Below are 25,608 nucleotides of genomic sequence, written 5' to 3'. Positions count from 1 at the left end.
AGCGTAAGGCAGCTTCGTGCGCCACCGGGGCGCTCAGTCGTCCTGGGGGAGCCACTGCGGGTTCCACACCAGCTCCCAGAGATGCCCGTCCGGGTCCTGGAAGTACCCGGCGTAGCCACCCCAGAAGGTGTCCTGCGCGGGTTTGACGATGCGTGCCCCGGCCGCCTGCGCCCGTGTCATCAGGGCATCCACCTCGGCGCGGCTGGCCAGGTTGTGCCCCCGCGAGAAGTTCGTCGGGCTGCCGGGGCCGAGCGGCAGCCCGCAGTCCCGGGCCAGGCTCCGGCGCGGCCACAGGGCCAGGCGCAGGCCGGACTGCAGCGCGAAGAAGGCCACCGCGCCATGCTCGAACTCCTGGCCGACGATGCCGTCCGTCAGCAGCCCGAGCCCGTCCCGGTAGAACCGCAGCGAGCGCTCCAGGTCATCAACGCCCAGCGTAATCACGGAAAGGCGAGCCTTCATCATCTGTCCCTCTGGCGTACCACGCTTATCGTGGAGTCCTGCCGCGCCTGGTTCCACCCAGGCCGCGCCAGATCCATCGGGCAAGCCACAGCGGCAGGAGCAGCACTGCCAGCCAGCCCAGCACCAGAACCGCGGGCTCGAGCCAGCCGGGCAAAATACCGGCGTGCGGCCCGGCCAGCACCAGTACGCCGAACAGGGCGAGCGCCGCCACCAGCACCAGGGCCAGGAGATAGCCGAGCAGGGTCGCCAGGATGCGCACTGCCGCGATCATCCCTAGGCCAGCAACAGCGCGACCGCCCAGTACAGGGCGATGCCGAGCTGCACGCCGAACGCCGCGAAGCGCGCGGTGACGGCCGCCGCCGAAAGGGAGGCGAGGTGGATGACGGACTGCACGATACGGGCTGCCAGCAACCCATAGGCGAGCGGGTCGGTGACTTCGGCCTGGCCGGCCACCACCGCGAGCAGCAGCAGGCCGCCGAAGACGGGCAGCCCCTCCAGGCAGTTCGCATGGGCCCGGGCGAGCCGCTGCATGAAGGGCGACAGGTTGGAGTTCTCGGGATTGAAGCCGTTGGCGGCGACCTTGCCGCTCAGCACCAGTTGGGAACGGATGGCCTCCATCAGCAGCAGGAGCAGCAGGGTCCAGGTGATGAAGCCGAGCAGCGCGAGCAGTGAGGGTGACATGGGCGACTCCGGGGCGGTGGCTCTCGATGGAGATTAGGCGTTGGCAGAGGCGAAGGTGGGGAGCGCGTGCCGCGACGAGTCGAGGGGTTTATTCCTTGGTTCGATGCCGGAAAACGATATTGCTCTTGCGACTAACGTTTGGTTAAGGGGCCGGCTTTAGCCTGTCCCGCAGTGAGCGAACCAAGCGACTTTAATTAACTGTTATGTTGCACCTTGCTCTTTTGAGAAACCTTTGACGACAAGGTAGAGCAGTGGGCCAATGGATGCAAAAATTGCTGTGATCGCAATGTAAGGGACTATGGCTATGAATGGCTTTTGGCGTGATTTGTTATCTTGATACATCCAGACGCAAGCAAGGGCAGCCAGGATGTAGAGGTCAATGACGACTTGTGCGGTGTCCAGACTTGATATTAGTTCAATGCCGAAATCTATAAGCGATTGCTCTGCTTGAGACATGGCAAACGCTGTGTAGGCTGTGAAAGCCAGCAGTACGGTTAGGGGGAGAACTGCTCTTTTCATGGCACCTTCCTTGGCTAGAAGTGAAACATAACGTTTGGTTAAGGGGCGGGCTTCAGCCCGTCCCAGCGAACGAAGTGAGCGATTTGAACCACTAGTTAGAAGCACGACACGCCGGCCTCCACAGTTTTGGTATGCAATTCAAAACCGTTTTCGTCAAGCGCATTGAAAATTTCCAAGCTACCACCGCCTGTGAAATGAATTAGTAAGCGCGTCCAGATTTCTATTTCGCCGCCGCCTACTGTCATTTCTCCTTGTGCTAAAGAAACTGACTCAACGGTACGCCCAATGGCAGCGTCAAGATGGATATTTCCGCTATCTATCCAGCGCACTGTACTCCCGCAAAGTGAAAAAGACAGAACGCGACCGGCCTCTATAGCGAGCTCATCAAATTTTTGCCATGAGATAGAGAGCTCACCTGAACCAATTGATAAAAATACTGGAAGGTCATTCCACTCGCTCCAAGCGGCCGTTTCCTCACACCAGATTTGCGCTAACTCATAGCCAACAATTGCTTTGCCAATCAGTTCGGAAAATTGGTGGTGAACTAAGTCAGTTTTTTCTTTAAGGCTGGTGAAATATTTCATGTGCTTCTAACGTTTGGTTAAGGGGCCGGCTTTAGCCGGTCCCGAGTGAGCGAAGCGAACGACTTGAACCAATTGTTATGCTGCGCTCCCCCATATGTGTTCGGACTTGAAAGAGTAGCGATAGAGAGGGATTAGCAGTACTGCAACTATGCTTATGGCTGCAATGGCAACGATAATTCCCCAAGTCTCTTTGATCTCCAAGAGCAACGGCGCGGCGTCAATTAAGCTGTAAATGCTGAGGCCGAGGTTCAACAGAAATGCCGCAATCGCTATATTTTTGGTTCCGACGGCTTTTTGATAAGCGTAGCCGTATATGCAGAATTGCCCAAGAATTTGGATGGCCAAGGCAACTATGTCCTCTGCTTCAGGGAAGATGTAAGCAAAGGGAAGCGTAAGAACTGCGAAAAGTATAAGTGTTGTGGTTACCCAGAATACGATCTTCCATATCAGCATGGGGCTTACTGCTCCTGAGCATAACGTTTGGTTAAGGGGCGGTCGCGAGCGTAGCTTGCGGACGTCCCAGAGTGAGCGAAGCGAACGACTTGAACCATTAGTTAGCCTCCTGGCCAAGTGTTAGAGTGGTTCCTGTGATTTTGTGTTTTGGGATTTGCATGTTGTCTGATTCTTGACCTATTGCAAGACCATCAAGATCAAAAATGTACCCGGCACATGAGTCATATATTATGCCGCCAGTTTTTTTCAGCAGCTCTGCAGCTTTGTCTGTTGGAGCTTTCTCTGGAGGTATGATGATCTTTGCGCCAGCGCAGCCAATTGGCGGTGGGAGGAGTAAGAGTACTGATACTCTGCTAGGATTCAGATTCTTGGCGGGAAATCCATTTCCACCTACGGAACATCTAAGGGCGAGCTCTGCTTTTGTGGCGGCCTTATTTGTTGTTTTATTGTTAATGGGTTTGTATGGTTTTGGTTTATTGATTATTGCGACTGGTAAGTGATCCCATAAAATAATCTTATGCTGGCCGGATTTTAATTCTGAGAAATCAATTTCTTGAGTAGGAAGTTTCTCTTGGATTTTGTTGCATGCCAGTGCGCTCGCGCTGTTTAAAAGAGTGGTCATAATAAAAGCAAAATTTAACTTTCTGATTATGCTGTTTTTCATTGGGGCTAACGTTTGGTTAAGGGGCCGGCTTTAGCCGGTCCCGAGTTAGCGAAGCGAACGGCTTGAACCACTAGTTAGGTTGCTCTCTGGAGTAGGTGACAAACTCGGCGCTGCCTTTTTTTGCCCACATTAGTCGCTCGCAGTTGGGGCAGACATAAATGCTGCCCGATGCTGAATACAATGCATCGATTTTTTCTTCACTCCCAAGTCCAGAGGTGCTGATTGAGTCAAATTCTTCGTCTCGAATCGTTATCCAGCCGGCATCTGGGATTTGCGAGAGGTTATGGATGTAGCCGCATGGGCATGCAAGTTTCGGCATGAGCTACCTAACGTTTGGTTAAGGGGCGGGCTTTAGCCCGTCCCAGTGAGCGAAGCGAACGATTTGAACCATTTGTTAGACGCGTAATTCGCCATTCTCATAGCCAAATTTATAAATTTTATGATTGAAATCTACTGCCTCCACGTGGTCTTGGTGTAACGAAAAGCCCTCGCTAAAGATGTCTGCGCCTAGTGCAGACCAGAGAATTTCACCAATTTCAGAGAAGCGACAAATCCCCAGCTCTCCGTGTGACAGTAACGCATTGCGTTCCACATTTGCGTGTATACCGAAACACGTGGCGTCATCGACCTGCAAGGACCACGCGACTGAGAACGGAAATAGAACCAGCTTGGTTACGTGCCGCCCAACGGCCACATAAACAGCTTCGTTGTACAGCACAAGTGAATGCTTGTGAACTCCAGTGCAGCCGCCGGCATCACCAAGTACCACAAGTGGATTGCCATCTAACAGAATCCCGTGGACGGAGCTTGGGGAATACTCATCGTCTAGCAATAGCTCGATAGGGTACTGCCGAGAGTTGTCAGCAGATCCAAACGAATATGCCGGCTCGTTAATTAGTATCAGTGTTCCTGCTGGAGTCTGGATTTGCATAGCGTCTAACGATTAAGCTAACGGGCAGACAAAAGCGTAGCTTTTGGCTGTCCAGCGAACGAAGTGAGCGGCAGTTGAGCGCATTGTTAGACGCCGACTGGAATGTATGATCTTAATCGCATGCGCCCGAAATCATTTCTTTTTTTGGTTTTAATACTGGGTTTTGGGTCAAGAACATAGGATTCTCCGCAGTCTTTCCTAATAAAGACAACCCAGTGCCAGGTTTTTGTTTTTTCTTTGTAGTTAATTCCAGCTATTGCTCTGTTGGGCAGACTTTCCCATTTTTTTATTGCTCTTCCTGTGCGGGTTTTTATTTTGAATTCAGAAAGTAATTCGCGCAGGTCTTTTGAAGATGTGTAAAAAGGGCCGCTTGGATTTAAGATTTTCGATTTTATTGCGCGGGCCTTTACTGTTTTATAGTTTGTTTGCGCAAGCATTGCGACACATGCTAGGCCGCATCCTGTTGAGTCTATTTGGGTTACTCGTTGCATATTAAGGCGTCTAACTATAAGTAGACGACACAAATGGCGTAATTTTTTCCGCCACTTGTGTCGCATAACATTCCTTGCCCTTGGCTAAGCCCCTGTTTTCCCTTGTGGCTGCTACGGTAAACACGACGGCTTTGCCGATTGGAAAAAGACAGGCTGTGGGGCAGGGCCGATATCTGTTTCATCTGCGACGCTACTGGCTCGCCTAGCGGCTGTCCATCGGGGGGGGGGGGCGCCTAGTATCGCGCTCGGGTCCAGGTAGAAGATTTTCTTCCAGCCCTGGCTGCTGTCGTCCCAGCGCCAGGGATAGGGCAACAGGGTGACGACTGAGTAGTGCAGATGGGGTGGCTTGCCTTGGGCGTTGCCGGTGCTGCCGACCGTGCCGAGCGGGCTGCCGGGTAGCACGGGTTGGCCGGGTAGGGCGCTGTAGCTGTCGAGGTGGGCGAAGTAGTGCAGGCGCCACTTCGGGCCGAGCATCAGCATGACCTTGCCGCCCATCTGGATTTCGCCGCGAAACAGCACCAGGCCGTAGCTGGGGGCGACGAGCGGAGTGCCGGTGGCGGCGAAGATGTCGATGCCCTTGTGCGTGCCGGAGCGGCCCCAGGGCTCGAACCAGAAGCTCTGTGGGTGCCAGTCGCGGGTGCTGGCACCCTGCACGGGGATTTTTGGCCATTCCGGGGCCAGCAGCCAGGCCAGCGCGAGGCCGAGCAGCAGGTGGCGTTTGCGGAGTTTCTTCAGGTTCATGGGGGGCGCTTCCTTGCGGCGGGTGTTGGGGCGGCGTGTGGCTAGCCGTCCTGGTGGGCGCGGTAGGCGCCGGGGGTGAGCCCGGTCCATTTCTTGAAGGCGCGGTGGAAGGCCGAGGGCTCGGAGAAACCGAGCTGTTCGGCGAGGGCGTTGATCGACAGTTCGTCGCGGCCCAGGTGGTAGATGGCCAGGTCGCGGCGCAGGTGGTCCTTGAGCTCCTGGAAGCTGCTGCCTTCCTCACGCAGGTGGCGGCGCAGGGTCTGCGGGCTGATGTGCAGCTGCGCGGCGACGCTTTCCAGGTCCGGCCAGTGCGCGCAGTCGCGGCCGAGCAGGCGGCGGATGCGGCTGGTCAGGCTGTCGCCGCCGTCGGGGCGGGCCAGCAGGTCGGCCGGCGAGTGTTCGAGGAACTGCTTGAGGGTGCGCTCGTCCTGCAGCAGCGGCATGCCCAGGTAGCGGGTGTGGAACAGCAGGCTGGTGCTGCCCGCCTCGAAACGCCGCGGGCAGGGGAACAGCAGGTCGTACTCGCCGCTGTGGGCCGGCTCGGGGTAGGCGAAGCTGGCTTCTTCGAGGCGGATGCGCTGGCCGATCAGCCAGCTGCCGAGGCGGTGCCAGATCACCAGCAGGCTTTCGGTGAGGAAGTGGTCCGGGTCCCACAGGGCCGAGCTGTCCAGGGTCAGGCGCACCCGTTCGCCCTCGCGCTGCAGGGCCACGCGCGGCGCCTCGGGGAACAGGCCGTAGAACAGCATGCCGCGTACCAGGGCCTTTTCCAGGCTGTGGCAGTGGATGATGGCGTGGCACATCATGGCGAAGGTGCCGCGCTTGCTGGGGATGGCGCCGAAGCCCATGTACTCGTCGTCGAGCAGCGCCCACAGGCCCTGGATCAGTTGCGAGAACTGTTGCGGGTCGAGGCGCGCGCGCGGCTCGTCGAGCAGTGCCGGCTGGATGCCGACCTCGCGCAGCAGGCCGCCACAGTCGCAGCCCTGGCGCTCGGCGCCGCGCAGGGCGGCACGGATGAAGTGGCTGGCGATGGTGCGTTCGCGCATGGGCGGGCTCGTCGAGGGCGTCGGCGGATGTTAGGCGTTCGCCTTCGACGAGAACAAGACCACCCTGTGGCGGCGTGATGGTTTGTCGGGGGCAGTCATCTACTGCGCCCCGTTACCCTGTGCCGCAAAGGCCGTTAACGGAAGATTTCCACCTGCTCGCCGTTGAGCCGCGCCGGCCACACCGGCAGCTGCTGGTCCGGGTACTCCAGGCAGCTGCCGTCGCGCAGGCGGTAGTGCTGCTTGTACAGCGGCGAGGCGATCACCAGCTCACCCTGCAGGTGGCCGAGGATGCCGCGGCCGATCACGTTGGCGCCGGACTTGGGGTCGCAGTTGCCGATGGCGAACACCTGCTGCTCGGTTTGCGGCAGGTAGAACAGGGCCACCTGCTGGCCATCCAGCAGGGCGACCACGCCGGAGCCCGCCACCAGGTCGGCGGCGTTGCACAGCGGTTGCCAGCTGGCTTCGAGGTTGAGTGCGGTGTTCATCAGACGGCCTCCTCGGTCACGGGGATCAGTTGCAGTTCGTCTTCGCGCGCCGGACGGCGCTGGCCGCGTTCGCGGACGAAGTGGATATCCGGATCGCCGCCGTGCTCGTTGACGAAGGTGCGGAAGCGCTTGAGCTTCTCTTCGTCCTTGAGCGCGTTGGCCCATTCGCATTCGTAGCGGTCGACCACCAGCTGCATCTGCGCCTCCAGCTCGGCGGCCAGGCCCAGGCTGTCTTCGATGACCACGGCCTTGAGGTAGTCCAGGCCGCCTTCCAGCGACTCGCGCCACACCGAGGTGCGCTGCAGCTTGTCGGCGGTGCGGATGTAGAACATCAGCAGGCGGTCGATGTAGCGGATCAGGGTGGCGTCATCCAGGTCGGTGGCGAACAGCTCGGCGTGGCGCGGGCGCATGCCGCCGTTGCCGCATACGTAGAGGTTCCAGCCGTTCTCGGTGGCGATCACGCCGATGTCCTTGCTCTGCGCCTCGGCGCACTCGCGGGTGCAGCCGCTGACGGCGAACTTGAGTTTGTGCGGCGAGCGCAGGCCCTTGTAGCGGTGCTCGATGTCCAGCGCCATCTTCACGCTGTCCTGCACGCCGTAGCGGCACCAGGTGCTGCCGACGCAGCTCTTCACCGTGCGGGTGGACTTGCCGTAGGCGTGGCCGGTCTCGAAGCCGGCGGCGATCAGCTCGCCCCAGATCTCCGGCAGCTCGTGCAGCTGGGCACCGAACAGGTCGATGCGCTGGCCGCCGGTGATCTTGGTGTAGAGGTCGTACTTCTTCGCCACCGCGCCGATGGCGATCAGGCCGTCCGGGGTGATCTCGCCGCCGGGGATGCGTGGCACCACCGAGTAGGTGCCGTTCTTCTGCATGTTGGCCATGAAGGTGTCGTTGGTGTCCTGCAGTGGCACCAGCGAGGGGTTCATGATCGGCTGGTTCCAGCAGGAGGCGAGGATCGAGCCCACCGCCGGCTTGCAGATGTCGCAGCCGACGTGGCCCTTGCCGTGCTTGGCCAGCAGTTCCTCGAAGCTCTCGATGCCTTCGACGCGGACGAAGTGGTAGAGCTCCTGGCGGGTGTAGGCGAAGTGTTCGCACAGGCTCTTGTCGACTTCCACGCCGCGGGCGGTCAGCTCGTGCTCGACCACCTGCTTGAGCAGCGCCGCGCAGCCGCCGCAGCCGGTGGCCGCCTTGGTGCAGGCCTTGACCCCGGCGATGTCGCTGCAGCCGCCGTCGATGGCCGCGCAGATCGCGCCCTTGCTGACGTTGTGGCAGGAGCAGATGGTGGTGCTGTCCGGCAGGGCATCGGCGCCGAGGGCCGGGGCGCCTTCGCCGGCGGGCATGATCAGGCTGGCCGGGTCTTCCGGCAGCTGGATGCCGTTCTGCGCGTACTGCAGCAGGGTGTCGTAGTAGCTGTTGTCGCCGACCAGCACGGCGCCGAGTACCTGCTTGCCGTCGGCGGAGACCACCAGGCGGCGGTAGCTGGCGGTGGCCTCGTCGATGTAGCGGTAGCTCTTGGCACCGGGCATGGCGCCGTGGGCGTCGCCGATGGAGCCGACGTCCACGCCAAGCAGCTTGAGCTTGGTCGACATGTCCGCGCCGAGGAACGGCTGGCCCTCCTGGCCGCACAGCTGGGCCGCGACCAGGCGGGCCATCTGGTAGCCGGGGGCGACCAGGCCGAAGATGCTGCCGTTCCACGCCGCGCATTCGCCGATGGCGAAGATGTTTTCGTCGCTGGTCAGGCACTGGTCGTTGATGGCGATGCCGCCGCGCGGACCCAGCTCCAGGCCGCAGGCGCGGGCCAGGGCGTCCTGCGGGCGGATGCCGGCGGAGAACACGATCAGGTCGGTTTCCAGGAAGTCATCACCGGCGAAGTTCATGCGGTAGCGGTACTCGCTGCCGGCGCTGATGCTCTGGGTGGCCTTGGACAGGTGCACGCCGACGCCCAGGTCCTCGATGCGCTGCTTCAGCGCCGCGCCGCCGAAGTCGTCCAGCTGTACCGGCATCAGGCGCGGGGCGAATTCCACCACGTGGGCTTCCAGGCCCAGGGACTTCAGCGCGTTGGCCGCTTCCAGGCCGAGCAAGCCGCCACCGACCACCACGCCACGGCGCTTGCCCTGGGCGGCGGCGCGGATGCCGTCGAGGTCGTCGAGGGTGCGGTAGACCAGGCGCGAGTCGCCCTCGGCGCCTTCGATCGGCGGCACGAAAGGGTAGGAGCCGGTGGCCAGCACCAGCTTGTCGTAGCCGAAGCGGCCGTTGGCGGTGATCACCTCGCGCGCCTCGCGGTCGATGCCCAGCACCGGGCAGCCCAGGTGCAGGGTCAGGCCTTCTACTTCATAGAGGGAGGCGGCGCTCATGGCCAGGGATTCGGCATCGCGGCCGCCGAAGTATTCGGACAGGTGCACGCGGTCGTAGGCGCGCTGCGCTTCTTCTCCGAACACTTCGATGCGGTAGTGCGCCAGGGCACCGCCGGCGAGCAGTTGCTCGACGCAGTGGTGGCCGACCATGCCGTTGCCGACGACGATCAGTCGTTGCTTGTCAGTGGAGGCGTCTGTGCTGTTCATAGCGTTTCCCGGCCAAAGCTCATCAGGTTTTTCCGCGGCAAATAAAAAGGCGCCTGAAACCTTGCGGTCTCAGGCGCCTTTGCCTGTTCTGTGCGGTGCCTTCGTGGGCACCCTGACGTCCATCGCGCGATCGCCATTGATCGACTGGACGGCCCGGATGTAGCGGGCTCGCTGGGGCTTATGCACTGCCTGTGCCAGGTGCCTTTATTGTTCTCAAGTATCTGATATTAATGAATTTATTCTGGTTGTTCGGGTGGCCGATGCGAGGCGGGTAAGACCCAAAACGATGCGCGAAAAGGGTGCGCTGCCCTATTGTGAATCGCTCGCCTGGCAGGACGGGCAGGGGCAATGCGACCGCGGCGCTCTGTTCCACTGGGCTCGGCGAAGGGCCGCCGCCGGCCTGGCGGATTTCCGCCAAAAAAGCCCGGGCGAGTGCGGTTGTGATTAATCAAGTAATTGATAATAAAGAATTTATTGTTATTTAACGGTATGGCACAGCGCTTGCGATAGGTGCGTCAGCCCCCAGGTCGGGGCGCTTACAAGAAATCCCTCCCGTGCAGGAGGGCTAGCACTTTGAGTAGCCGAGCGATCACCCCGCCAGGGGGTGGCCGAGGCGGCGAGCGAGGAACTGCCATGACCCGCAAACCCTTCTACAAGAGCCTGTATGTCCAGGTCCTGGTGGCCATCGCCATCGGTATCCTGCTCGGCCACTTCTATCCGGAAACCGGGGTGGCGCTGAAGCCGCTCGGCGACGGCTTCGTCAAGCTGATCAAGATGGCCATCGCGCCGATCATCTTCTGCACCGTGGTCAGCGGCATCGCCGGCATGCAGGACATGAAGGCGGTGGGCAAGACCGGCGGCTACGCGCTGCTGTACTTCGAGATCGTTTCCACCCTGGCCCTGGTCATCGGCCTGGTGGTGGTCAACCTGGCCGAGCCGGGCGTGGGCATGCACGTTGATCCGAGCACCCTGGACGCCAGCAGCATCGCCGCCTACGCCAAGGCCGGCGAGGCGCAGAGCACCGTGGCCTTCCTGCTCAACGTGATCCCGTCCACCGTGGTCGGCGCCTTCGCCAGCGGCGATATCCTGCAGGTGCTGTTCTTCTCGGTGATCTTCGCCTTCGCCCTGCAGCGCATGGGCGACTACGGCAAGCCGGTGCTGGAGTTCATCGACCGCATCGCCCAGGTGATGTTCGGCATCATCAACATGATCATGAAGGTCGCCCCGATCGGTGCCTTCGGCGCCATGGCCTTCACCATCGGTCAGTACGGCGTCGGTTCGCTGGTGCAACTGGGCCAGCTGATGCTGTGCTTCTACATCACCTGCGCCTTCTTCATCCTTGTGGTGCTGGGTGGCATCGCCCGTGCCCACGGCTTCAGCATCCTCAAGTTTATCAAGTACATCCGCGAGGAGCTGCTGATCGTGCTGGGCACCTCGTCCTCCGAGTCGGCCCTGCCGCGCATGCTGACCAAGATGGAGAAGCTGGGGGCGAACAAGTCGGTGGTCGGCCTGGTGATCCCCACCGGCTACTCCTTCAACCTCGACGGCACCTCGATCTACCTGACCATGGCCGCGGTGTTCATCGCCCAGGCCACCGACACGCCGATGGACATCACCCACCAGCTGACCCTGCTGGCGGTGCTGCTGATCGCCTCCAAGGGTGCCGCCGGCGTCACCGGTTCCGGCTTCATCGTGCTGGCGGCCACTTTGTCTGCGGTGGGCCATCTGCCGGTGGCCGGCCTGGCGCTGATCCTCGGCATCGACCGCTTCATGTCCGAGGCCCGCGCCCTGACCAACCTGATCGGCAACGGCGTGGCCACCCTGGTGGTCGCCAAGTGGTGCAAGCAGCTCGACGAGAGCACCCTGCAGCACGAATTGGCTGAGGGCGGCAAGCCGCTGGTCGAGGCCGCTGCTGCCCGCGAAACCGCCTGATGCCCTTTCTCGGCCGTCCCTGACAGCGGGGCGGCACTCTCCTGGCCCGTCCTCGCGACGGGCTTTTTTTGTGCGAGACAAAGCATGACGGCCCTCACAGCCCTGAGCGATGATTGCGGCGCCGCCTCGCGCCTTCGGGCATAACTGTCGGCCTGTGCAACGACTCTGGAATGGATGCCATGTCGACCGCCCCGCACCCGACCCCGTCCGGGGTTGCGCGCCTCGCACCGACCTCCTGCCTCTATTGTTGAACCGCCCCGGCGCTGGCCGGCGCGGCATTCTGCGTTTCTGCTCGACCCGAGAGCCTTTCAGGCGATGACCACCCCGGCATCGCCTGTTTTTTTGCCGTTCGCAAACTGACCGGGAAGACTCATCCCCGTGGCGGCTTTTCCTCGGCCGCGGCACTGGCTAAGCTCGGCCTTCCGCACATGCAGCAGAGGCTTACCCATGTCGCAGCAACGGCCGGCCGCCGATATCGCCCGAATGATCCTCGATGGCTTCGACGACTATCGCGCGCACTTCCGCGAGATCACCAACGGTGCCCGCGCCCGTTTCGAGCAGGCCCAGTGGCAGGAGGCCCAGCGCGCCTCGGCGGCGCGCATCAACCTGTACGAGGAGAAGGTGGCCGAGGTCAGCGAGCGCCTGCGCCAGGCCTTCAGCGATGAGCTGCTGCTGGACATCGACCTGTGGCCGCTGGCCAAGAGTGCCTACATCGGCCTGATCGACCTGCGCAACGACGATGAGCTGGCCGAGACCTGGTACAACTCGATCTTCTGTGGCCTGTTCAGCCATGACCAGATCAGCGACGGCTGCATGTTCATCCACACCACCCGGCCCTCGCTGCGCCCCCACGAGCGCACGCCGCAGACCCGCAGCTACCATCCGCGTGGCGACCTCAACCAGGCGCTGCGGCAGATCTTCACCGACTACAGCTACAGCGTGCCCTTCGAGGACCTCGACCGCGACCTGGCCAGGCTGGAGCAGCAGCTGCGCGCCAACCTGCCGGACTGGGTGTGCAAGGACCAGGAGCTGACCATCGAGCTGTTCTCCTCGACTCTGTACCGCAACAAGGGCGCCTACCTGGTCGGACGCATCTTCACCCCCGACGAACAGTGGCCGCTGGTGTTCCCGCTGCTGCACCGCGAAGGGCAGGGCGTGCAGATCGATACCCTGATCACCGACGAGGCGGAAGTCTCGATCATCTTCTCCTTCACCCGTTCCTACTTCATGGTGCGGGTGGAGATCCCGGCGGAGTTCATCGGCTTCCTCAAGCGCATCCTGCCGGGCAAGCACATCGCCGAGCTGTACACCTCGATCGGCTTCTACAAGCACGGCAAATCGGAGTTCTACCGTGCGCTGATCAACCACCTGGCGGGCACCGACGACAAGTTCATCATGGCCCCCGGCGTGCGCGGCATGGTGATGAGCGTGTTCACCCTGCCGGGCTTTAATACCGTGTTCAAGATCATCAAGGACCGCTTCTCGCCGTCGAAGAACGTCGACCGCAACACGGTGATCGAGAAGTACCGCTTGGTCAAAAGCGTCGACCGGGTCGGGCGCATGGCCGACACCCAGGAGTTCTCCGACTTCCGCTTCCCGCTGGCCAAGTTCGACCCCGAGTGCCTGGCCGAGCTGCTGGAGGTGGCGCCGTCCACCGTGCAGATCGAGAACGGCGATACCGTGCTGATCCGCCACTGCTGGACCGAGCGGCGCATGACCCCGCTGAACATCTACCTGGAGCACGCCAACGAGGCCCAGGTGCGCGAGGCGCTGGAGGACTACGGCCTGGCCATCAAGCAGCTGGCGGCGGCCAACATCTTCCCCGGCGACATGCTGCTGAAGAACTTCGGCGTCACCCGCCACGGCCGCGTGGTGTTCTACGACTACGACGAGATCAGCTACCTGACCGAGGTGAACTTCCGCCGCATCCCGCCGCCACGCTACGACGAAGATGAGATGTCCAGCGAGCCCTGGTACTCGGTGGGGCCGAACGACGTGTTCCCCGAGGAGTTCCCGCGTTTCCTGTTCGCCGATCTCGGCCAGCGCCGCCTGTTCAACCAGCTGCACGGCGATCTCTACACCGCCGAGTACTGGCAAGGGCTGCAGGAGGCGATCCGCGCCGGCAAGGTGATCGACGTGTTCCCCTACCGGCGCAAGGCGGACCTGATCGTCTAAGCCGTCCGCGGCTATAGCCATACCGTTTGTCGGGAGATTGGCGGGGCAGTGGTGGCCTTATGCCGGTTTGGTACGGATGTGCTAGACCTGAGATGTGTAAGACCTGGAAGTAATAACCACCACCCCCATATTTCCCCAAGGACGGTCTGCCTATGCGCCAGAACCTGCCCGTGACCCAGCGCGAGCGCACCTTCACCGATGCCGAGCGCCTGATTTCCACCACCGACCTCAACAGCAAGATCACCTACGTCAACGACGCCTTCGTTGCCATCAGCGGCTTCTCCCGCGAGGAACTGGTCGGCCAGCCGCACAACATCGTGCGTCACCCGGACATGCCGCCGGGGGTATTCGGGCACATGTGGGACACCATCAAGCAGGGCAAGCCCTGGATGGGCATCGTCAAGAACCGCTGCAAGAACGGTGAACACTACTGGGTCAGCGCCTATGTCACGCCCATCTATGAAAACGGCAAGCTGGCCGGCTACGAGTCGGTGCGCTCGGTGCCCAGCGAGGCGCAGAAGCGCCGTGCCGAGGCCCTCTACGCCCGCCTGCGGGCCGGCAAGCCGCCGGTGCCGATGATCGAATACTGGACCTACGACCTGCTGCGCTCCTGGCCGCTGATTCTGGCCGGGCTGGTCATAGTGGCTAGCCATTCGCTGCTGAGTGGTCCCTGGCTGTTGGCCTTCATCGTCGCGGTGATGTTCGCCCTCGGCTCCTACCAGCTGTACAGCAAGCGCCAGCTGATCCGGCGCACCCTGGCCGAGCATCCCAAGGCCTTCACCAGCGCCCTGGTGGCCCTGACCTACAGCGACAACCGCGGTGCCCAGGCCCTGCTGGACATGGCCATGATCAGCGAGGAGGCGCGCCTGCAGACCGCCCTCACGCGCCTGGAGGACGCCGGCGAGAACGTGCGCCAGCGCGCGGCGCAGTCCGCCGAGCTGTCGCGCTCCGGCGCCGACCTGCTGGAGCAGCAGCGCAGCGAGACGGACCAGTCGGCCACGGCGATCAACCAGATGGCGGCGACCATCCAGGAGGTGGCGCACAACGTGCAGAACACCTCGCATGCGGCCGAGGAGGCCGATCGCCTGGCCCTGCAGGGGCGCGACCTGGCGGGCGGCAGCCTGCAGGCCATGCGGCAGATGGCCGATGCGGTGCACGAGATCGGCCAGGCGGTCAACGAGCTGGCCGCCTCGACCCAGTCCATCGGCAGCGTGGCCGACGTGATCACCTCCATCGCCGAGCAGACCAACCTGCTGGCGCTCAACGCCGCCATCGAGGCGGCGCGCGCCGGCGAGCAGGGCCGCGGCTTCGCCGTGGTGGCCGACGAGGTGCGTGCGTTGGCCGGGCGTACCCGCGAGTCCACCGAGCAGATTCACCAGATCATCTCTTCCCTGCGCAATGGCGCGGACAAGGCGGTGAACACCGCCAGCCGCGGTGAGGAGATCTCCCGCGACAGCGTGCGCAGCGTCGAGGCGGTGCGCGAGGCGCTGGACGGCATCAGCCAGGCGGTGAGCCGCATCACCGGCATGAGCCAGCAGATGGCCGCCGCTTCCGAGCAGCAGGCGCATGTCGCCGAGGACATCAGCCGGCAGATCACCCGCATCGCCCAGCTCTCCGACCACAGCGCCGGCCAGGCCCAGCAGGGAGTCGGCATCAGCCAGGAGCTGGAGCAGATGGCCGAGTACCTGCATAGCCTGGCGGAGCGCTTCAACCGCTGATCCGGGCGCTATGGCACACTGCGCGCCCGGAGGAATGCCGCCATGTCCCGAGCGCGCTGCGAGCGCTGTGCCCGCCCGCTGAAACACTGCCTGTGCCACCTGATTCCGCGTCTGCCGAGCCGTACCCGGGTGCTGATCCTGCAGCACCCGGACGAGGTCGGCCACGCGCTGAACACGGCCCGCCTGGCGGCGCTGGGCCTGGAAAACGCAGAACTGCAGGTGGGTGAAGTGTTCGCCGATCTGCACTTCGATCCCGCCTACCGCGCCTGCCTGCTGTTTCCCGGTGAGACGGCGCAGGTACTGCCGCTGGCGCCGTCAGCGGCCGATGCGCGTCCGCTGCTGCTGGTGGTGCCCGATGGCACCTGGCGCAAGGCGCGCAAGCTGCTGCATCTCAATCCGCAGCTGGCGCAGTTGCCGCGTGTCTGCCTGCCGTCCGGGTTGAGTTCGCGCTACCGCCTGCGCAAGGCGCCGGCGGAGGGCGCGCTGGCGACCATCGAGGCGATAGTCGCGGCGCTCGAGTTGCAGGAGGCGCCCGCCCGCTTCGCCGAGCTGCTGCGCCCGTTCGAGGCGCTGATCGAGGGGCAGATCGCGGCGATGGGCGAGGACACCTACAGGCGCAACCACCTGCGCCAGTCCTGACTGCCCAAAGCCGCGGACGCCTGCTGCGAACTCACCAAACAGAACGGGCGCCCCTGGGCGCCCGCTGTGTCGTCACTGATCGTCGAAGAAGCGTTCGTGCCAGTCCACCAGCTTCTGCGGCGCGCCGAGTTTGTCGCCGTAGATCACCGAGTAGGACAGCACGTTCTGCACGTACTGGCGGGTCTCGTCGAAGGGGATGTTCTCCACCCAGACATCGAAGGAAAGGTGGTCGGCGCCGCGCAGCCATTGGCGCACGCGGCCGGGGCCGGCGTTGTAGGCAGCCGAGGCGAGCACCCGGTTGCCGTTGAACTGGCCATGTACCTGGCTCAGGTAGGCGGCGCCGAGCTGGATGTTCTTCTCCGGTATCAGCGCCTGCTGCGGGTTGCCCAGCGGAATGCCGAACTTGCGCGCGGTCTCCTTGGCGGTGGCCGGCATCAGCTGCATCAGGCCCATGGCGCCGACCGGCGAACGGGCGTCGGCCATGAAGGCGCTCTCCTGGCGGGTGATGGCGAATACCCAGCTGGAGTGCAGGCCGCGCAGCCTGGCCTGCTGGGTCAGGCTGTTCTTGTGCGCCATCGGGAAGCGGATGTCCAGGTCGTCCCAGTACTGCGCCTGGCTGATGGTGCGGATCGCCGGGAAGTACCAGCCCTTGTCGTAGGCCAGGCGGGCCTGGGCCACCAGTTCCTCGCGGCTGAACAGGCGGCTGACGTGGTACCACTCGCGGCGGCCGTCGACGATCTGGCCGCGGTCGTGGAATTCCAGGGCGCGGCGGATGCCGGCGGTGTTGCGCACCCTCTGCATCAGCTGCGGGTCGATGGCCATCGGCTTGTGGTTGAGGCTGTAGGGCACCTCGATGCGATCGGCGGCGAGGAAACCGTAGAAGTCGCGTTCCTTGGCCAACGGCTGGTACAGGGCGATGGCCTGCTGGCCCTGTGGTTGCGCCAGTTGCAGGCTGCGCGCCTGCCAGTAGCGCCAGCGGCTGGTGCCGGCCAGGTCCGCCGGCAGGCGGCTGGTCAGCTGGTAGGCCTCGTCCCAGCGGCCGTGGCGCAGCAGCAGGCGGGCGCGCCATTCGGACACCGTGTTGTCGCGCAGCTCCGGGTCGTACTGGGCCATGACCTGCAGGGCGCGGATATCGAAGCGCTTGGCCAGGGTCAGGCCGATTTCGCGGGCGATGGCGACCTTCTCCTCGGCGGAGAAGGGCAGTTTGGCGGCATAGACCTGCAGCAGGTTGAGGGCCTTCTCCGGATCCTGGCGTGCCAGGCGGCGCAGGCCGAGGCCGGCGGCGTCGGCCATGTGGCGGTCGGCCGGGGCGAAGCGCGTGGTCTGGCTCATCATCTGCGGCTTCTGCGCCGCCTCGAGCATCAGCTGGCCCTGCTTGCCCAGGCTCGGCAGGCCCTTCACCAGATAGCTGGCCAGGCCGTAGTTGCGCGCTTCGGCGGCCAGCTTGGCGCGCTGCCAGCGGCGCTCCTCGGTGAGCTGGCCATCGGCGCGCCAGGTGTTGAACAGGGTGTCACAGGCCTCGGGCTGGGACTTGCCGACTAGCCACAGCTTCTCCGCCGCGGCGCGCGCTTCGGCCTGCAGGCCCTGCTTGTACAGGTACTGGCCGTGCAGGCAATCCAGCTCGGTGAAGTTGAGCCTGGGGTCGTAGTGGTTGGCGAAGGTCTGCCATTCGCCGCGCTCGGCCAGCCAGCGCAGCCAGCGCAGCTTCATCCAGCCGGCCTGGGGCAGGTCGCCGTGCTCGGTGAGGAAGGCCTCGATCTCGTCGTTGCTGGCCCATTTCAGACGTGCGGTCAGCTCCTCGTAGGCCAGGTAGGGCTCCAGTGGATAGTCGCGCAGGGCGCTGGCGTAGCGCAGGTAGGGACCCTTGTCGCCCTTGGCCAGTGCACGCTTGGCTTCGTCGTACATCTGCCGTTGCTGGGCCAGGCTGGCGGCCTGGGCGCTGGACAGGGCAAAGGTGCAGGAGAGCAGGGCGGAAAGCAGGCAGAACAGAGGGCGGCGCATGACACATCCGGGCAGAAGAAACGAAGACGAGCGCAAGGCTCTCGATAGGGCTAGCTTAGCCTTTTGCGCAAGGCGCGAGAATGCTTGGCGCTTTGCCGCAGCCTGTGCGCCCTGCAACTCGGTTAGAATGCGCGCCCCGTCTCACTAGGTACCCCCCATGACCCTGCTCAAGTTCTCCGACGTTTCCCTGGCCTACGGCGCCATGCCGCTGCTGGACGGGGTCTCCTGGCAGATCGCGCGGGGCGAGCGGGTGTGCATCATCGGGCGCAACGGCACCGGCAAGTCGAGCATGCTGCGCCTGGTCAAGGGCGACCAGATGCCCGACGACGGCGAGATCTGGCGCGCTCCGGCGCTGAAGATCGGCGAGCTGCCACAGGAGCTGCCGCGCGCCGACGAACGCACGGTGTACGACGTGGTCGCCGAGGGCCTGGCCGATGTCGGCCGGCTGCTCGCCGAATACCACCACCTGAGCCTGCACATCCAGGGTGACGATGACCTGAGCAAGCTGACCCGGGTTCAGCAGGAGCTGGAGGCGAAGGATGGCTGGCGCCTGCAACAGCTGGTGGAGAGTACCCTCAGCCGCCTGCAGCTGCCGGCGGACAAGACCCTGGCCGAGCTCTCCGGCGGCTGGCGCCGGCGCGTGCTGCTGGCCCAGGCGCTGGTAGCCGAGCCGGACCTGCTGCTGCTCGACGAGCCGACCAACCACCTCGACATCGGTGCCATCGCCTGGCTGGAAGAGGCGCTGCTGGGCTTCGGCGGCGCCGTGCTGTTCATCACCCACGACCGTTCCTTCCTGCAGAGCCTGGCCACGCGCATCCTCGAACTGGATCGCGGCCATCTGATCGACTGGAACGGCGACTACGCCAGTTTCCTGGTGCACAAGGAGCAGCAGCTGGCGGCCGAGGAGAGCGCCAATGCGCTGTTCGACAAGCGCCTGGCTCAGGAAGAGGTGTGGATTCGCCAGGGCATCAAGGCCCGCCGCACCCGCAACGAGGGCCGCGTGCGTGCGCTCAAGGCCATGCGCCAGGAGCGCAGCGAGCGGCGCGAGCGCCAGGGCAAGGCGAGCATCCAGCTGGAGGCCGCGGAGAAGTCCGGCAAGCAGGTGATAGTGGCGGAAAATGTCAGTTTTGCGCATCCAGGGGGAGCGGCGCTGATCCGCGACTTTTCCCTGGTGCTGCAGCGCGGCGATCGGATCGGCCTGCTCGGCGCCAATGGCACCGGCAAAACTACCCTATTGAAACTATTGCTTGGCGATCTGCAGCCCACTAGTGGCACGATAGTGGCAGGGACCAAGCTGGAAGTGGCGTATTTCGATCAGTTGCGCCATCAGCTGGACCTGGAAAAGACGGTGATCGACAACCTCGCAGAAGGTCGCGACTTCATCAGCATCGATGGTCAGAGCCGCCATGTACTGAGCTACCTCGGCGATTTCCTGTTCAGCCCGCAGCGTGCGCGCACGCCGGTCAAGGCGCTGTCCGGGGGGGAGAGGGCGCGCCTGCTGCTGGCCAAGCTGTTCAGCAAGCCGGCCAACATGCTGGTGCTGGACGAACCGACCAACGACCTGGACGTGGAAACCCTCGAGCTGCTCGAGGAGGTCCTGCTGAATTTCCCCGGTACCGTGCTGATGGTCAGCCACGACCGGGCCTTCCTCGACAACGTGGTGACCAGCACCCTGGTCTTCGAAGGCGAGGGGAGGGTGCGCGAGTACGTCGGCGGCTACCAGGACTGGTTGCGCCAGGGCGGCTCGCCCAAGCTGTTGGGAGTCGGCGAAACCAAGCCGGCCAAGACCGAAGCCAGCGCGCCGGCAGAAGCGGCGCCGGCGCAGGAAAGTGCAGCGGCCCCGGCCGCGAAGAAGAAGCTCAGCTACAAGCTGCAGCGTGAGCTGGATGCCATTCCCGGGCAGATCGACGCCCTGGAGGCCCAGCTGGCGGAAGTGCAGGCACAGATCGCCGACCCGGCGTTCTACCAGCAGGCCCCGGCCATCACCGGAGCCGCCCTGGAGCGCCTGCAACGCCTACAAGAAGAACTGGACCAACTGCTGGAGCGTTGGGCCGAACTGGAAGCCTGAGAGGCTCGCTGCTGATACGTCGCCCGTGGGTGACGGAGTCACGGCGGGACCGCATTAAGCCTGTCGGAGACATGCATGGCGATTGAGTACCGCATCACTCTGGATGACAACCATCAGTTCAGCTACAGGATCGAGCTGGACCGTCAGTACGACCCCCGGAGTGCGGAAGAAACCCCCAAGTGGACGCGCCTGGAACACAACCAGTGCAGCAACTGCCCACTGAAGAGAGAAGAGTTCAGCCGTTGCCCGGCGGCGGTCGACCTGCACCGGGTGATCGAGGATTTTCATGGTCTGCCGGCCTTCAAGAAGGCCCAGGTGTGGGTGCGCACCCCTGAGCGCGAGTACAGCAAGCAGGTCGGCCTGGAAGAAGGGCTGCGTTCTCTGCTCGGCGTGATCATGGCCACCAGCGCCTGCCCGGTGCTGGGCAAGCTCAAGCCGATGGCGCAGAACCACCTGCCGTTCGCCAGCAGCCAGGAGTTCATCCTGCGCACCATCTCCCTGTACCTGACCCGGCAGTACTTCAACTTCCGCGAAGGGCGTCGCCCTGACTGGGAACTGAAGGGGCTGGTCAAGCAGTTCCAGCAGCTGCAGCTGGTCAACCAGGCCTTCTGGCAGCGCATTCACGATGTCTGCGAGGGCGACTCCAACCTCAAGGCCTTCCTCACCTTCTTCTCCATGTCGTCGAGCATGACGGTGTCCATGGAGACGCAGCTGCAGAAGATCCGTCCGCTGGTGATGAGCGCCGGCGAAGTCCAGGAATAACGGACCAGGCCCGTTGCCGGGCCTTTCCTCACTCCTTGGGTTTTTTCAGGCGTACCGCCAGCACGTCGCACGGGGCGCCGTGCAGCACGTCGTTGGCGGTGGAGCCGAGCAGCAGGGCCAGGCCGTGGCGACCGTGGCTGCCGACCACGATCAGGTCGCAGGCCTGTTCCTCGGCCAGTCGATGGATTTCCTGGCGCGGCTGGCCGTAGGCCAGGTGGCGCTGTTCCGCGCCCAGCTGCGGGTAGCGCCCGGCGAAGGTGTCGAGCCGCTCGCGGGCCTGGTCGAACTGTTGCTGCTGCAGCATCGACAGGTCCATCGGCACGTCGCCGCCGAAGGCCATGGCCATCGGCTCCACGATGTGCACTAGCGAGGTCTTGGCGCCGCTGCTGGCGGCAATGGCCAGCGCGCGCTCGGCGACCGGGTGGCATTCATCGGTCAGGTCGACGGCGATCAGGATGTGCTGGTAGGGCATCTGAGTCTCCTCCACTCCAATGGTCGTACTTGCAGTATGGCGTTGCTCCCTTCATAACACAGGCTTTTCCATAAAGTGACCCAAATGACCTGGTGGATAGTGCTTCTGATGGTCGCCGTCGCCCTCAGCCCGCTGGTCTGGTTGCGGCCCTCGCGCCGGCAGAGCGGACAGATGGCGCAGCGCCTGGCGGCGCGCCGACTGGGGCTGGGCATGCAGCTCAGCCAGCAGGAGTGGCCGCACTGGCTGAGCGGTTCGGCACCGGACAACTGCGCGCAGTATTACCGGGGGCGGCGTGCCGGGCGCAGCGATAGCTGGAGCTACTGGCAGACTGCACCCGGGCAGTGGTGCAACCAGTGGCGCGAGCCTTGCGCCGACGCCGTGCTGCTGGCGCATCTGCAGACCCTGCCGGCCGATGTCTACAAGGTCGAGGCCGGGCCGCAGATGGTGGCGTTGTACTGGGGTGAGCGAGGTGGCGAAGCGGAGCTGCAGAGGATTGCCGAGCTGCTCGCCGCCCTGGCCTGAGTGATAGTGCAGAGGCTCTAGCGCAGGGTTTGCATGGGTTTTTCGTGGCTTTTCGAGTGAATCCGGTCACTCTGTGACGTTGCGCCCATTTGGGGCGCCCGTGACGGGCAATTGACAATTGCCGGGTTTTCACTGAATGTACGCCCACCCAAATCAAACGGGCGTATGAATCGAGCGTTTCGCCTCTCAAGGCAGCGCCTTTACAGCCCGATTATCGCGTCGGCGGGTGTGTCGGATCGATTGGGACTATGCTCGACGGCTCTATGCCTAGAGCGGCCCCGGCCGGTTGGCTCCGATGTGTACAGTTCAGCTTCCATACCGTGGAGATCAGTTGATGATTTACGAAGGTAAAGCCATCACGGTTAAGGCTCTTGAGGGCGGCATCGTCGAATTGAATTTCGACCTCAAGGGTGAGTCCGTTAACAAGTTCAACCGTCTCACCCTGACCGAGCTGCGTCAGTCCGTGGATGCCATCAAGGCCGACGGTTCGATCAAGGGCGTAATCGTCACCAGCGGCAAAGACGTGTTCATCGTCGGCGCCGACATCACCGAATTCGTCGACAACTTCAAGCTGCCCGACGAAGAGCTGGTTGCCGGCAACCTCGAAGCCAACAAGATCTTCAGCGATTTCGAAGACCTGGCCGTTCCGACCGTCATCGCCATCAACGGCATCGCCCTGGGCGGCGGTTTCGAGATGTGCCTGGCCGGCGACTACCGCGTTGCCGCCGAGAGCGCCAAGATCGGCCTGCCGGAAGTCAAGCTGGGCATCTACCCGGGCTTCGGCGGCACCGTGCGTCTGCCGCGCGTGATCGGTACCGACAACGCCATCGAGTGGATTGCTTCCGGTAAGGAAAACAAGGCTGCCGACGCCCTGAAAGTGGGTGTCGTCGACGCTGTGGTTGCCGCCGACAAGCTCAAGGACGCCGCTCTGGACCTGGTCAAGCGCGCCATCTCCGGCGAGCTGGACTACAAGGCCAAGCGTCAGCCCAAGCTGGAAAAGATCAAGCTCAACGCCATCGAGCAGATGATGGCCTTCGAAACCGCCAAGGGTTTCGTCGCTGGCCAGGCCGGCCCGAACTACCCGGCTCCGGTCGAAGCCATCAAGACCATCCAGAAAGCCGCCAACTTCGGTCGCGACAAGGCACTGGAAGTCGAGGCTGCTGGCTTCGTCAAGCTGGCCAAGACCTCCGTTGCCGAGAGCCTGATCGGTCTGTTCCTGAATGACCAGGAACTGAAGAAGAAGGCCAAGCAGCATGACGAGATCGCTCGCGACGTGAAATTGGCTGCCGTACTCGGTGCCGGCATCATGGGTGGCGGTATCGCCTACCAGTCCGCCTCCAAGGGCACCCCGATCCTGATGAAGGATATCCGCGAAGAGGGTATCCAGATGGGTCTGAACGAGGCCTCCAAGCTGCTCGGCAAGCGCGTCGAGAAGGGCCGCATGGCTCCGGCCAAGATGGCCGAGGCACTGAACGCCATTCGCCCGACCATGTCCTACGGTGACTTCGGCAACGTCGACATCGTGGTCGAGGCCGTGGTCGAGAACCCGAAGGTCAAGCAGATCGTGCTGGCCGAGGTGGAAGGCGTGGTGAAGGAAGATGCCATCCTGGCCTCCAACACCTCCACCATCTCGATCAACCTGCTGGCCAAGGCTCTGAAGCGTCCGGAAAACTTCGTCGGCATGCACTTCTTCAACCCGGTGCACATGATGCCGCTGGTTGAGGTCATCCGTGGCGAGAAGTCCAGCGACGTGGCCGTTGCCACCACCGTGGCCTACGCCAAGAAGATGGGCAAGAACCCGATCGTGGTCAACGACTGCCCCGGCTTCCTGGTCAACCGCGTGCTGTTCCCGTACTTCGGTGGCTTCTCCAAGCTGCTGGGCTTCGGCGTCGACTTCGTGCGCATCGACAAGGTCATGGAGAAGTTCGGCTGGCCCATGGGCCCGGCCTACCTGTCCGACGTGGTCGGCATCGACACCGGCCACCACGGCCGTGACGTGATGGCCGAAGGCTTCCCGGACCGCATGGGCGTTGAAGGCAAGACCGCCGTCGACGTGATGTACGAAGCCAACCGCCTGGGTCAGAAGAACGGCAAAGGCTTCTACGCCTACGAGACCGACAAGCGCGGCAAGCCGAAGAAAGTCTCCGACCCGGCCGCCTACGAGCTGCTGAAGTCGATCGTCGTCGAGCAGCGCGAGCTGACCGACGAGGACATCATCAACTTCATGATGATCCCGCTGTGCCTGGAAACCGTTCGTTGCCTGGAAGACGGCATCGTCGAGACCGCAGCTGAGGCCGACATGGGCCTGATCTACGGTATCGGCTTCCCTCCCTTCCGCGGTGGTGCCCTGCGTTACATCGATTCCATCGGTGTGGCCGAGTTCGTCGCCCTGGCCGACAAGTACGCCGAGCTGGGCGCCCTGTACCACCCGACCGCCAAGCTTCGTGAAATGGCCGCCAAGGGCCAGAAGTTCTTCGGTTAATCGCGCAGCGAACAGAGCGAGAGTAGAAATATGAGCCTGAATCCGAGAGACGCAGTCATTGTCGACTTCGGTCGTACCCCGATGGGTCGTTCCAAGGGCGGCATGCACCGCAACACCCGTGCCGAGACCATGTCGGCACACCTGATCAGCGGCGTCCTGGCGCGTAACACCAAGCTGGACCCGGCTGAAGTCGAAGACGTGATCTGGGGTTGCGTCAACCAGACCCTGGAGCAGGGCTGGAACATCGCGCGCATGGCGTCGCTGATGACCCAGATCCCGCACACCAGTGCCGGCCAGACCGTCAGCCGTCTGTGCGGTTCCTCCATGAGCGCCCTGCACACCGCCGTGCAGGCCATCCAGACCGGCAACGGCGACGTGTTCGTCGTCGGCGGTGTGGAGCACATGGGCCACGTCGGCATGATGCACGGCGTCGATCCGAACCCGCACCTGTCCCTGTATGCCGCCAAGGCGTCGGGCATGATGGGTCTGACCGCCGAGATGCTGGGCAAGATGCACGGCATCAGCCGCGAGCAGCAGGATGCCTTCGGCGAGCGTTCGCACCGTCTGGCACACAAGGCCACCGTCGAAGGCAAGTTCAAGGATGAAATCATCCCGATGCAGGGCTACGACGAGAATGGCTTCCTGAAAGTGTTCGACTTCGACGAAACCATTCGTCCGGAGACCACTCTGGAAAGCCTGGCGGCCCTGAAGCCGGCGTTCAACCCGAAAGGCGGCACCGTGACTGCGGGTACTTCCTCGCAGATCACCGACGGCGCTTCCTGCATGATCGTCATGAGCGCCCAGCGCGCCAAGGACCTGGGCATCCAGCCGATGGCCGTGGTTCGCGCCATGGCCGTGGCCGGTGTCGATCCGGCGATCATGGGCTACGGTCCGGTTCCGTCCACTCAGAAGGCACTCAAGCGTGCCGGCCTGACCATGGACGACATCGACCACGTCGAACTGAACGAAGCCTTCGCTGCCCAGGCTCTGCCGGTGCTGAAGGACCTGAAACTCCTCGACAAGATGGAGCAGAAGGTCAACCTGCACGGCGGCGCCATCGCTCTGGGCCACCCGTTCGGCTGCTCCGGTGCGCGTATCTCCGGCACCCTGCTGAACGTGATGAAGCAGAACGGCGGTACTCTGGGCGTATCCACCATGTGCGTGGGTCTCGGCCAGGGCATCACCACCATCTTCGAACGCGTCTAAGCGTTAGTCGATGCGAAGACCG

General features: G+C 63.2%; 23 protein-coding genes and 1 pseudogene. 9 read left to right on the top strand and 15 right to left on the bottom strand.

Annotated features, from left to right (window positions below):
• Positions 1–33: 33 nt before the first annotated feature.
• The 13 genes and pseudogenes from DMO17_RS11550 to nirB form a co-directional block, all read right to left on the bottom strand.
• A complete protein-coding gene (locus DMO17_RS11550; RefSeq protein WP_258371526.1) occupies positions 34–462 on the bottom strand; it encodes a VOC family protein in 429 nt (142 codons plus the stop codon).
• A gap of 22 nt (positions 463–484) precedes the next feature.
• Entirely contained in the window at positions 485–718 is a 234-nt protein-coding gene (locus tag DMO17_RS11545; protein WP_146224916.1) for a hypothetical protein, read from the bottom strand.
• Positions 719–732: 14 nt separating this feature from the next.
• Positions 733–1,140, bottom strand: a complete 408-nt coding sequence (locus DMO17_RS11540; RefSeq protein ID WP_110682630.1) for an MAPEG family protein — start codon at positions 1,138–1,140, stop codon at positions 733–735.
• Between the two features lie 201 nt (positions 1,141–1,341).
• Complete coding sequence (locus DMO17_RS11535) at positions 1,342–1,659, bottom strand: DUF2834 domain-containing protein (protein WP_110682629.1); 318 nt, start codon at positions 1,657–1,659, stop codon at positions 1,342–1,344.
• A gap of 95 nt (positions 1,660–1,754) precedes the next feature.
• Positions 1,755–2,243 (bottom strand): hypothetical protein, encoded by a 489-nt coding sequence (locus tag DMO17_RS19560; protein ID WP_146224915.1) that lies wholly within the window; start codon positions 2,241–2,243, stop codon positions 1,755–1,757.
• A gap of 75 nt (positions 2,244–2,318) precedes the next feature.
• The gene (locus tag DMO17_RS11530; protein WP_110682628.1) at positions 2,319–2,696 is read right to left on the bottom strand and encodes a hypothetical protein; all 378 of its coding nucleotides are present in this window, start codon (positions 2,694–2,696) and stop codon (positions 2,319–2,321) included.
• Between the two features lie 97 nt (positions 2,697–2,793).
• Complete coding sequence (locus DMO17_RS19555; RefSeq protein WP_146224914.1) at positions 2,794–3,360, bottom strand: hypothetical protein; 567 nt, start codon at positions 3,358–3,360, stop codon at positions 2,794–2,796.
• A 394-nt stretch (positions 3,361–3,754) separates the two neighbouring features.
• The gene (locus DMO17_RS19550; RefSeq protein WP_146224913.1) at positions 3,755–4,291 is read right to left on the bottom strand and encodes a hypothetical protein; all 537 of its coding nucleotides are present in this window, start codon (positions 4,289–4,291) and stop codon (positions 3,755–3,757) included.
• Positions 4,292–4,377: 86 nt separating this feature from the next.
• A complete protein-coding gene (locus DMO17_RS11525) occupies positions 4,378–4,782 on the bottom strand; it encodes a cysteine peptidase family C39 domain-containing protein (RefSeq protein ID WP_181418776.1) in 405 nt (134 codons plus the stop codon).
• Between the two features lie 234 nt (positions 4,783–5,016).
• Positions 5,017–5,523, bottom strand: a pseudogene (locus tag DMO17_RS11520) (M23 family metallopeptidase); the annotation flags it as partial.
• A 41-nt stretch (positions 5,524–5,564) separates the two neighbouring features.
• Entirely contained in the window at positions 5,565–6,566 is a 1,002-nt protein-coding gene (locus tag DMO17_RS11515; protein WP_110682625.1) for an AraC family transcriptional regulator, read from the bottom strand.
• Positions 6,567–6,700: 134 nt separating this feature from the next.
• Positions 6,701–7,051, bottom strand: a complete 351-nt coding sequence (nirD, locus tag DMO17_RS11510; RefSeq protein ID WP_110682624.1) for a nitrite reductase small subunit NirD — start codon at positions 7,049–7,051, stop codon at positions 6,701–6,703.
• On the bottom strand, positions 7,051–9,609 hold the full coding sequence (nirB, locus tag DMO17_RS11505; RefSeq protein WP_110682623.1) for a nitrite reductase large subunit NirB: 2,559 nt from the start codon (positions 9,607–9,609) through the stop codon (positions 7,051–7,053). Before nirB ends, nirD begins: the two co-directional genes overlap by 1 nt.
• Before the next feature lie 633 nt (positions 9,610–10,242).
• Between nirB and DMO17_RS11500 the strand changes: the two genes are divergently transcribed.
• The 4 genes from DMO17_RS11500 to DMO17_RS11485 all read left to right on the top strand — a co-directional run bounded on the left by DMO17_RS11500 (position 10,243) and on the right by DMO17_RS11485 (position 16,073).
• Positions 10,243–11,541, top strand: a complete 1,299-nt coding sequence (locus DMO17_RS11500; RefSeq protein ID WP_110682622.1) for a dicarboxylate/amino acid:cation symporter — start codon at positions 10,243–10,245, stop codon at positions 11,539–11,541.
• 447 nt (positions 11,542–11,988) lie between these two features.
• Positions 11,989–13,716, top strand: a complete 1,728-nt coding sequence (aceK, locus tag DMO17_RS11495) for a bifunctional isocitrate dehydrogenase kinase/phosphatase (protein ID WP_110682621.1) — start codon at positions 11,989–11,991, stop codon at positions 13,714–13,716.
• A gap of 152 nt (positions 13,717–13,868) precedes the next feature.
• Positions 13,869–15,434 (top strand): methyl-accepting chemotaxis protein, encoded by a 1,566-nt coding sequence (locus tag DMO17_RS20205; protein WP_110682620.1) that lies wholly within the window; start codon positions 13,869–13,871, stop codon positions 15,432–15,434.
• A 42-nt stretch (positions 15,435–15,476) separates the two neighbouring features.
• Entirely contained in the window at positions 15,477–16,073 is a 597-nt protein-coding gene (locus tag DMO17_RS11485) for a tRNA-uridine aminocarboxypropyltransferase (RefSeq protein ID WP_110682619.1), read from the top strand.
• Between the two features lie 72 nt (positions 16,074–16,145).
• On the opposite strand, the gene DMO17_RS11480 is transcribed toward DMO17_RS11485, so the two are convergent.
• Positions 16,146–18,074, bottom strand: a complete 1,929-nt coding sequence (locus DMO17_RS11480) for a transglycosylase SLT domain-containing protein (RefSeq protein WP_110682618.1) — start codon at positions 18,072–18,074, stop codon at positions 16,146–16,148.
• Between the two features lie 157 nt (positions 18,075–18,231).
• Between DMO17_RS11480 and DMO17_RS11475 the strand changes: the two genes are divergently transcribed.
• Complete coding sequence (locus DMO17_RS11475; protein WP_110682617.1) at positions 18,232–20,142, top strand: ATP-binding cassette domain-containing protein; 1,911 nt, start codon at positions 18,232–18,234, stop codon at positions 20,140–20,142.
• A gap of 75 nt (positions 20,143–20,217) precedes the next feature.
• Positions 20,218–20,904 (top strand): DUF6901 family protein, encoded by a 687-nt coding sequence (locus tag DMO17_RS11470; RefSeq protein ID WP_110682616.1) that lies wholly within the window; start codon positions 20,218–20,220, stop codon positions 20,902–20,904.
• Positions 20,905–20,932: 28 nt separating this feature from the next.
• Here the strand turns inward: DMO17_RS11470 and DMO17_RS11465 are convergent, their stop codons facing one another.
• Positions 20,933–21,376 carry a universal stress protein gene (locus tag DMO17_RS11465; protein ID WP_110682615.1) on the bottom strand — a complete coding sequence of 148 codons (444 nt, stop codon included), beginning with the start codon at positions 21,374–21,376 and terminating at the stop codon, positions 20,933–20,935.
• 84 nt (positions 21,377–21,460) lie between these two features.
• On the opposite strand from DMO17_RS11465, the gene DMO17_RS11460 reads away from it, so the two are divergent.
• The 3 genes from DMO17_RS11460 to fadA all read left to right on the top strand — a co-directional run bounded on the left by DMO17_RS11460 (position 21,461) and on the right by fadA (position 25,586).
• Positions 21,461–21,898 carry a hypothetical protein gene (locus DMO17_RS11460; protein ID WP_110682614.1) on the top strand — a complete coding sequence of 146 codons (438 nt, stop codon included), beginning with the start codon at positions 21,461–21,463 and terminating at the stop codon, positions 21,896–21,898.
• Between the two features lie 334 nt (positions 21,899–22,232).
• Positions 22,233–24,380 carry a fatty acid oxidation complex subunit alpha FadB gene (gene fadB / locus DMO17_RS11450; RefSeq protein WP_110682612.1) on the top strand — a complete coding sequence of 716 codons (2,148 nt, stop codon included), beginning with the start codon at positions 22,233–22,235 and terminating at the stop codon, positions 24,378–24,380.
• A gap of 30 nt (positions 24,381–24,410) precedes the next feature.
• Entirely contained in the window at positions 24,411–25,586 is a 1,176-nt protein-coding gene (gene fadA, locus DMO17_RS11445; protein WP_110682611.1) for an acetyl-CoA C-acyltransferase FadA, read from the top strand.
• Positions 25,587–25,608: the final 22 nt, after the last annotated feature.

Origin of the sequence: Aquipseudomonas alcaligenes (assembly GCF_003205495.1) — a bacterium.
GTDB lineage: Bacteria > Pseudomonadota > Gammaproteobacteria > Pseudomonadales > Pseudomonadaceae > Aquipseudomonas > Aquipseudomonas alcaligenes_B.
The sequence above is the reverse complement of the archived record's forward strand: the minus strand, read 5'-3'. Positions and strand labels throughout refer to the sequence as shown.

What these genes read in the sequence shown, in the direction of transcription:
- fadB (WP_110682612.1), top strand. Translation starts at nt 22,233, where the DNA reads ATGATTTACGAAGGTAAAGCCATCACGGTTAAGGCTCTTGAGGGCGGC.
- DMO17_RS19550 (WP_146224913.1), bottom strand. Translation starts at nt 4,291, where the DNA reads ATGCAAATCCAGACTCCAGCAGGAACACTGATACTAATTAACGAGCCG.
- nirD (WP_110682624.1), bottom strand. Translation starts at nt 7,051, where the DNA reads ATGAACACCGCACTCAACCTCGAAGCCAGCTGGCAACCGCTGTGCAAC.
- DMO17_RS11470 (WP_110682616.1), top strand. Translation starts at nt 20,218, where the DNA reads ATGGCGATTGAGTACCGCATCACTCTGGATGACAACCATCAGTTCAGC.
- DMO17_RS19560 (WP_146224915.1), bottom strand. Translation starts at nt 2,243, where the DNA reads ATGAAATATTTCACCAGCCTTAAAGAAAAAACTGACTTAGTTCACCAC.
- DMO17_RS11465 (WP_110682615.1), bottom strand. Translation starts at nt 21,376, where the DNA reads ATGCCCTACCAGCACATCCTGATCGCCGTCGACCTGACCGATGAATGC.
- DMO17_RS11540 (WP_110682630.1), bottom strand. Translation starts at nt 1,140, where the DNA reads ATGTCACCCTCACTGCTCGCGCTGCTCGGCTTCATCACCTGGACCCTG.
- DMO17_RS11475 (WP_110682617.1), top strand. Translation starts at nt 18,232, where the DNA reads ATGACCCTGCTCAAGTTCTCCGACGTTTCCCTGGCCTACGGCGCCATG.
- DMO17_RS11525 (WP_181418776.1), bottom strand. Translation starts at nt 4,782, where the DNA reads ATGCAACGAGTAACCCAAATAGACTCAACAGGATGCGGCCTAGCATGT.
- DMO17_RS11485 (WP_110682619.1), top strand. Translation starts at nt 15,477, where the DNA reads ATGTCCCGAGCGCGCTGCGAGCGCTGTGCCCGCCCGCTGAAACACTGC.
- DMO17_RS11460 (WP_110682614.1), top strand. Translation starts at nt 21,461, where the DNA reads ATGACCTGGTGGATAGTGCTTCTGATGGTCGCCGTCGCCCTCAGCCCG.
- DMO17_RS11530 (WP_110682628.1), bottom strand. Translation starts at nt 2,696, where the DNA reads ATGCTGATATGGAAGATCGTATTCTGGGTAACCACAACACTTATACTT.
- DMO17_RS19555 (WP_146224914.1), bottom strand. Translation starts at nt 3,360, where the DNA reads ATGAAAAACAGCATAATCAGAAAGTTAAATTTTGCTTTTATTATGACC.
- fadA (WP_110682611.1), top strand. Translation starts at nt 24,411, where the DNA reads ATGAGCCTGAATCCGAGAGACGCAGTCATTGTCGACTTCGGTCGTACC.
- DMO17_RS11535 (WP_110682629.1), bottom strand. Translation starts at nt 1,659, where the DNA reads ATGAAAAGAGCAGTTCTCCCCCTAACCGTACTGCTGGCTTTCACAGCC.
- nirB (WP_110682623.1), bottom strand. Translation starts at nt 9,609, where the DNA reads ATGAACAGCACAGACGCCTCCACTGACAAGCAACGACTGATCGTCGTC.
- DMO17_RS11515 (WP_110682625.1), bottom strand. Translation starts at nt 6,566, where the DNA reads ATGCGCGAACGCACCATCGCCAGCCACTTCATCCGTGCCGCCCTGCGC.
- DMO17_RS11550 (WP_258371526.1), bottom strand. Translation starts at nt 462, where the DNA reads ATGATGAAGGCTCGCCTTTCCGTGATTACGCTGGGCGTTGATGACCTG.
- DMO17_RS20205 (WP_110682620.1), top strand. Translation starts at nt 13,869, where the DNA reads ATGCGCCAGAACCTGCCCGTGACCCAGCGCGAGCGCACCTTCACCGAT.
- DMO17_RS11500 (WP_110682622.1), top strand. Translation starts at nt 10,243, where the DNA reads ATGACCCGCAAACCCTTCTACAAGAGCCTGTATGTCCAGGTCCTGGTG.
- DMO17_RS11480 (WP_110682618.1), bottom strand. Translation starts at nt 18,074, where the DNA reads ATGCGCCGCCCTCTGTTCTGCCTGCTTTCCGCCCTGCTCTCCTGCACC.
- aceK (WP_110682621.1), top strand. Translation starts at nt 11,989, where the DNA reads ATGTCGCAGCAACGGCCGGCCGCCGATATCGCCCGAATGATCCTCGAT.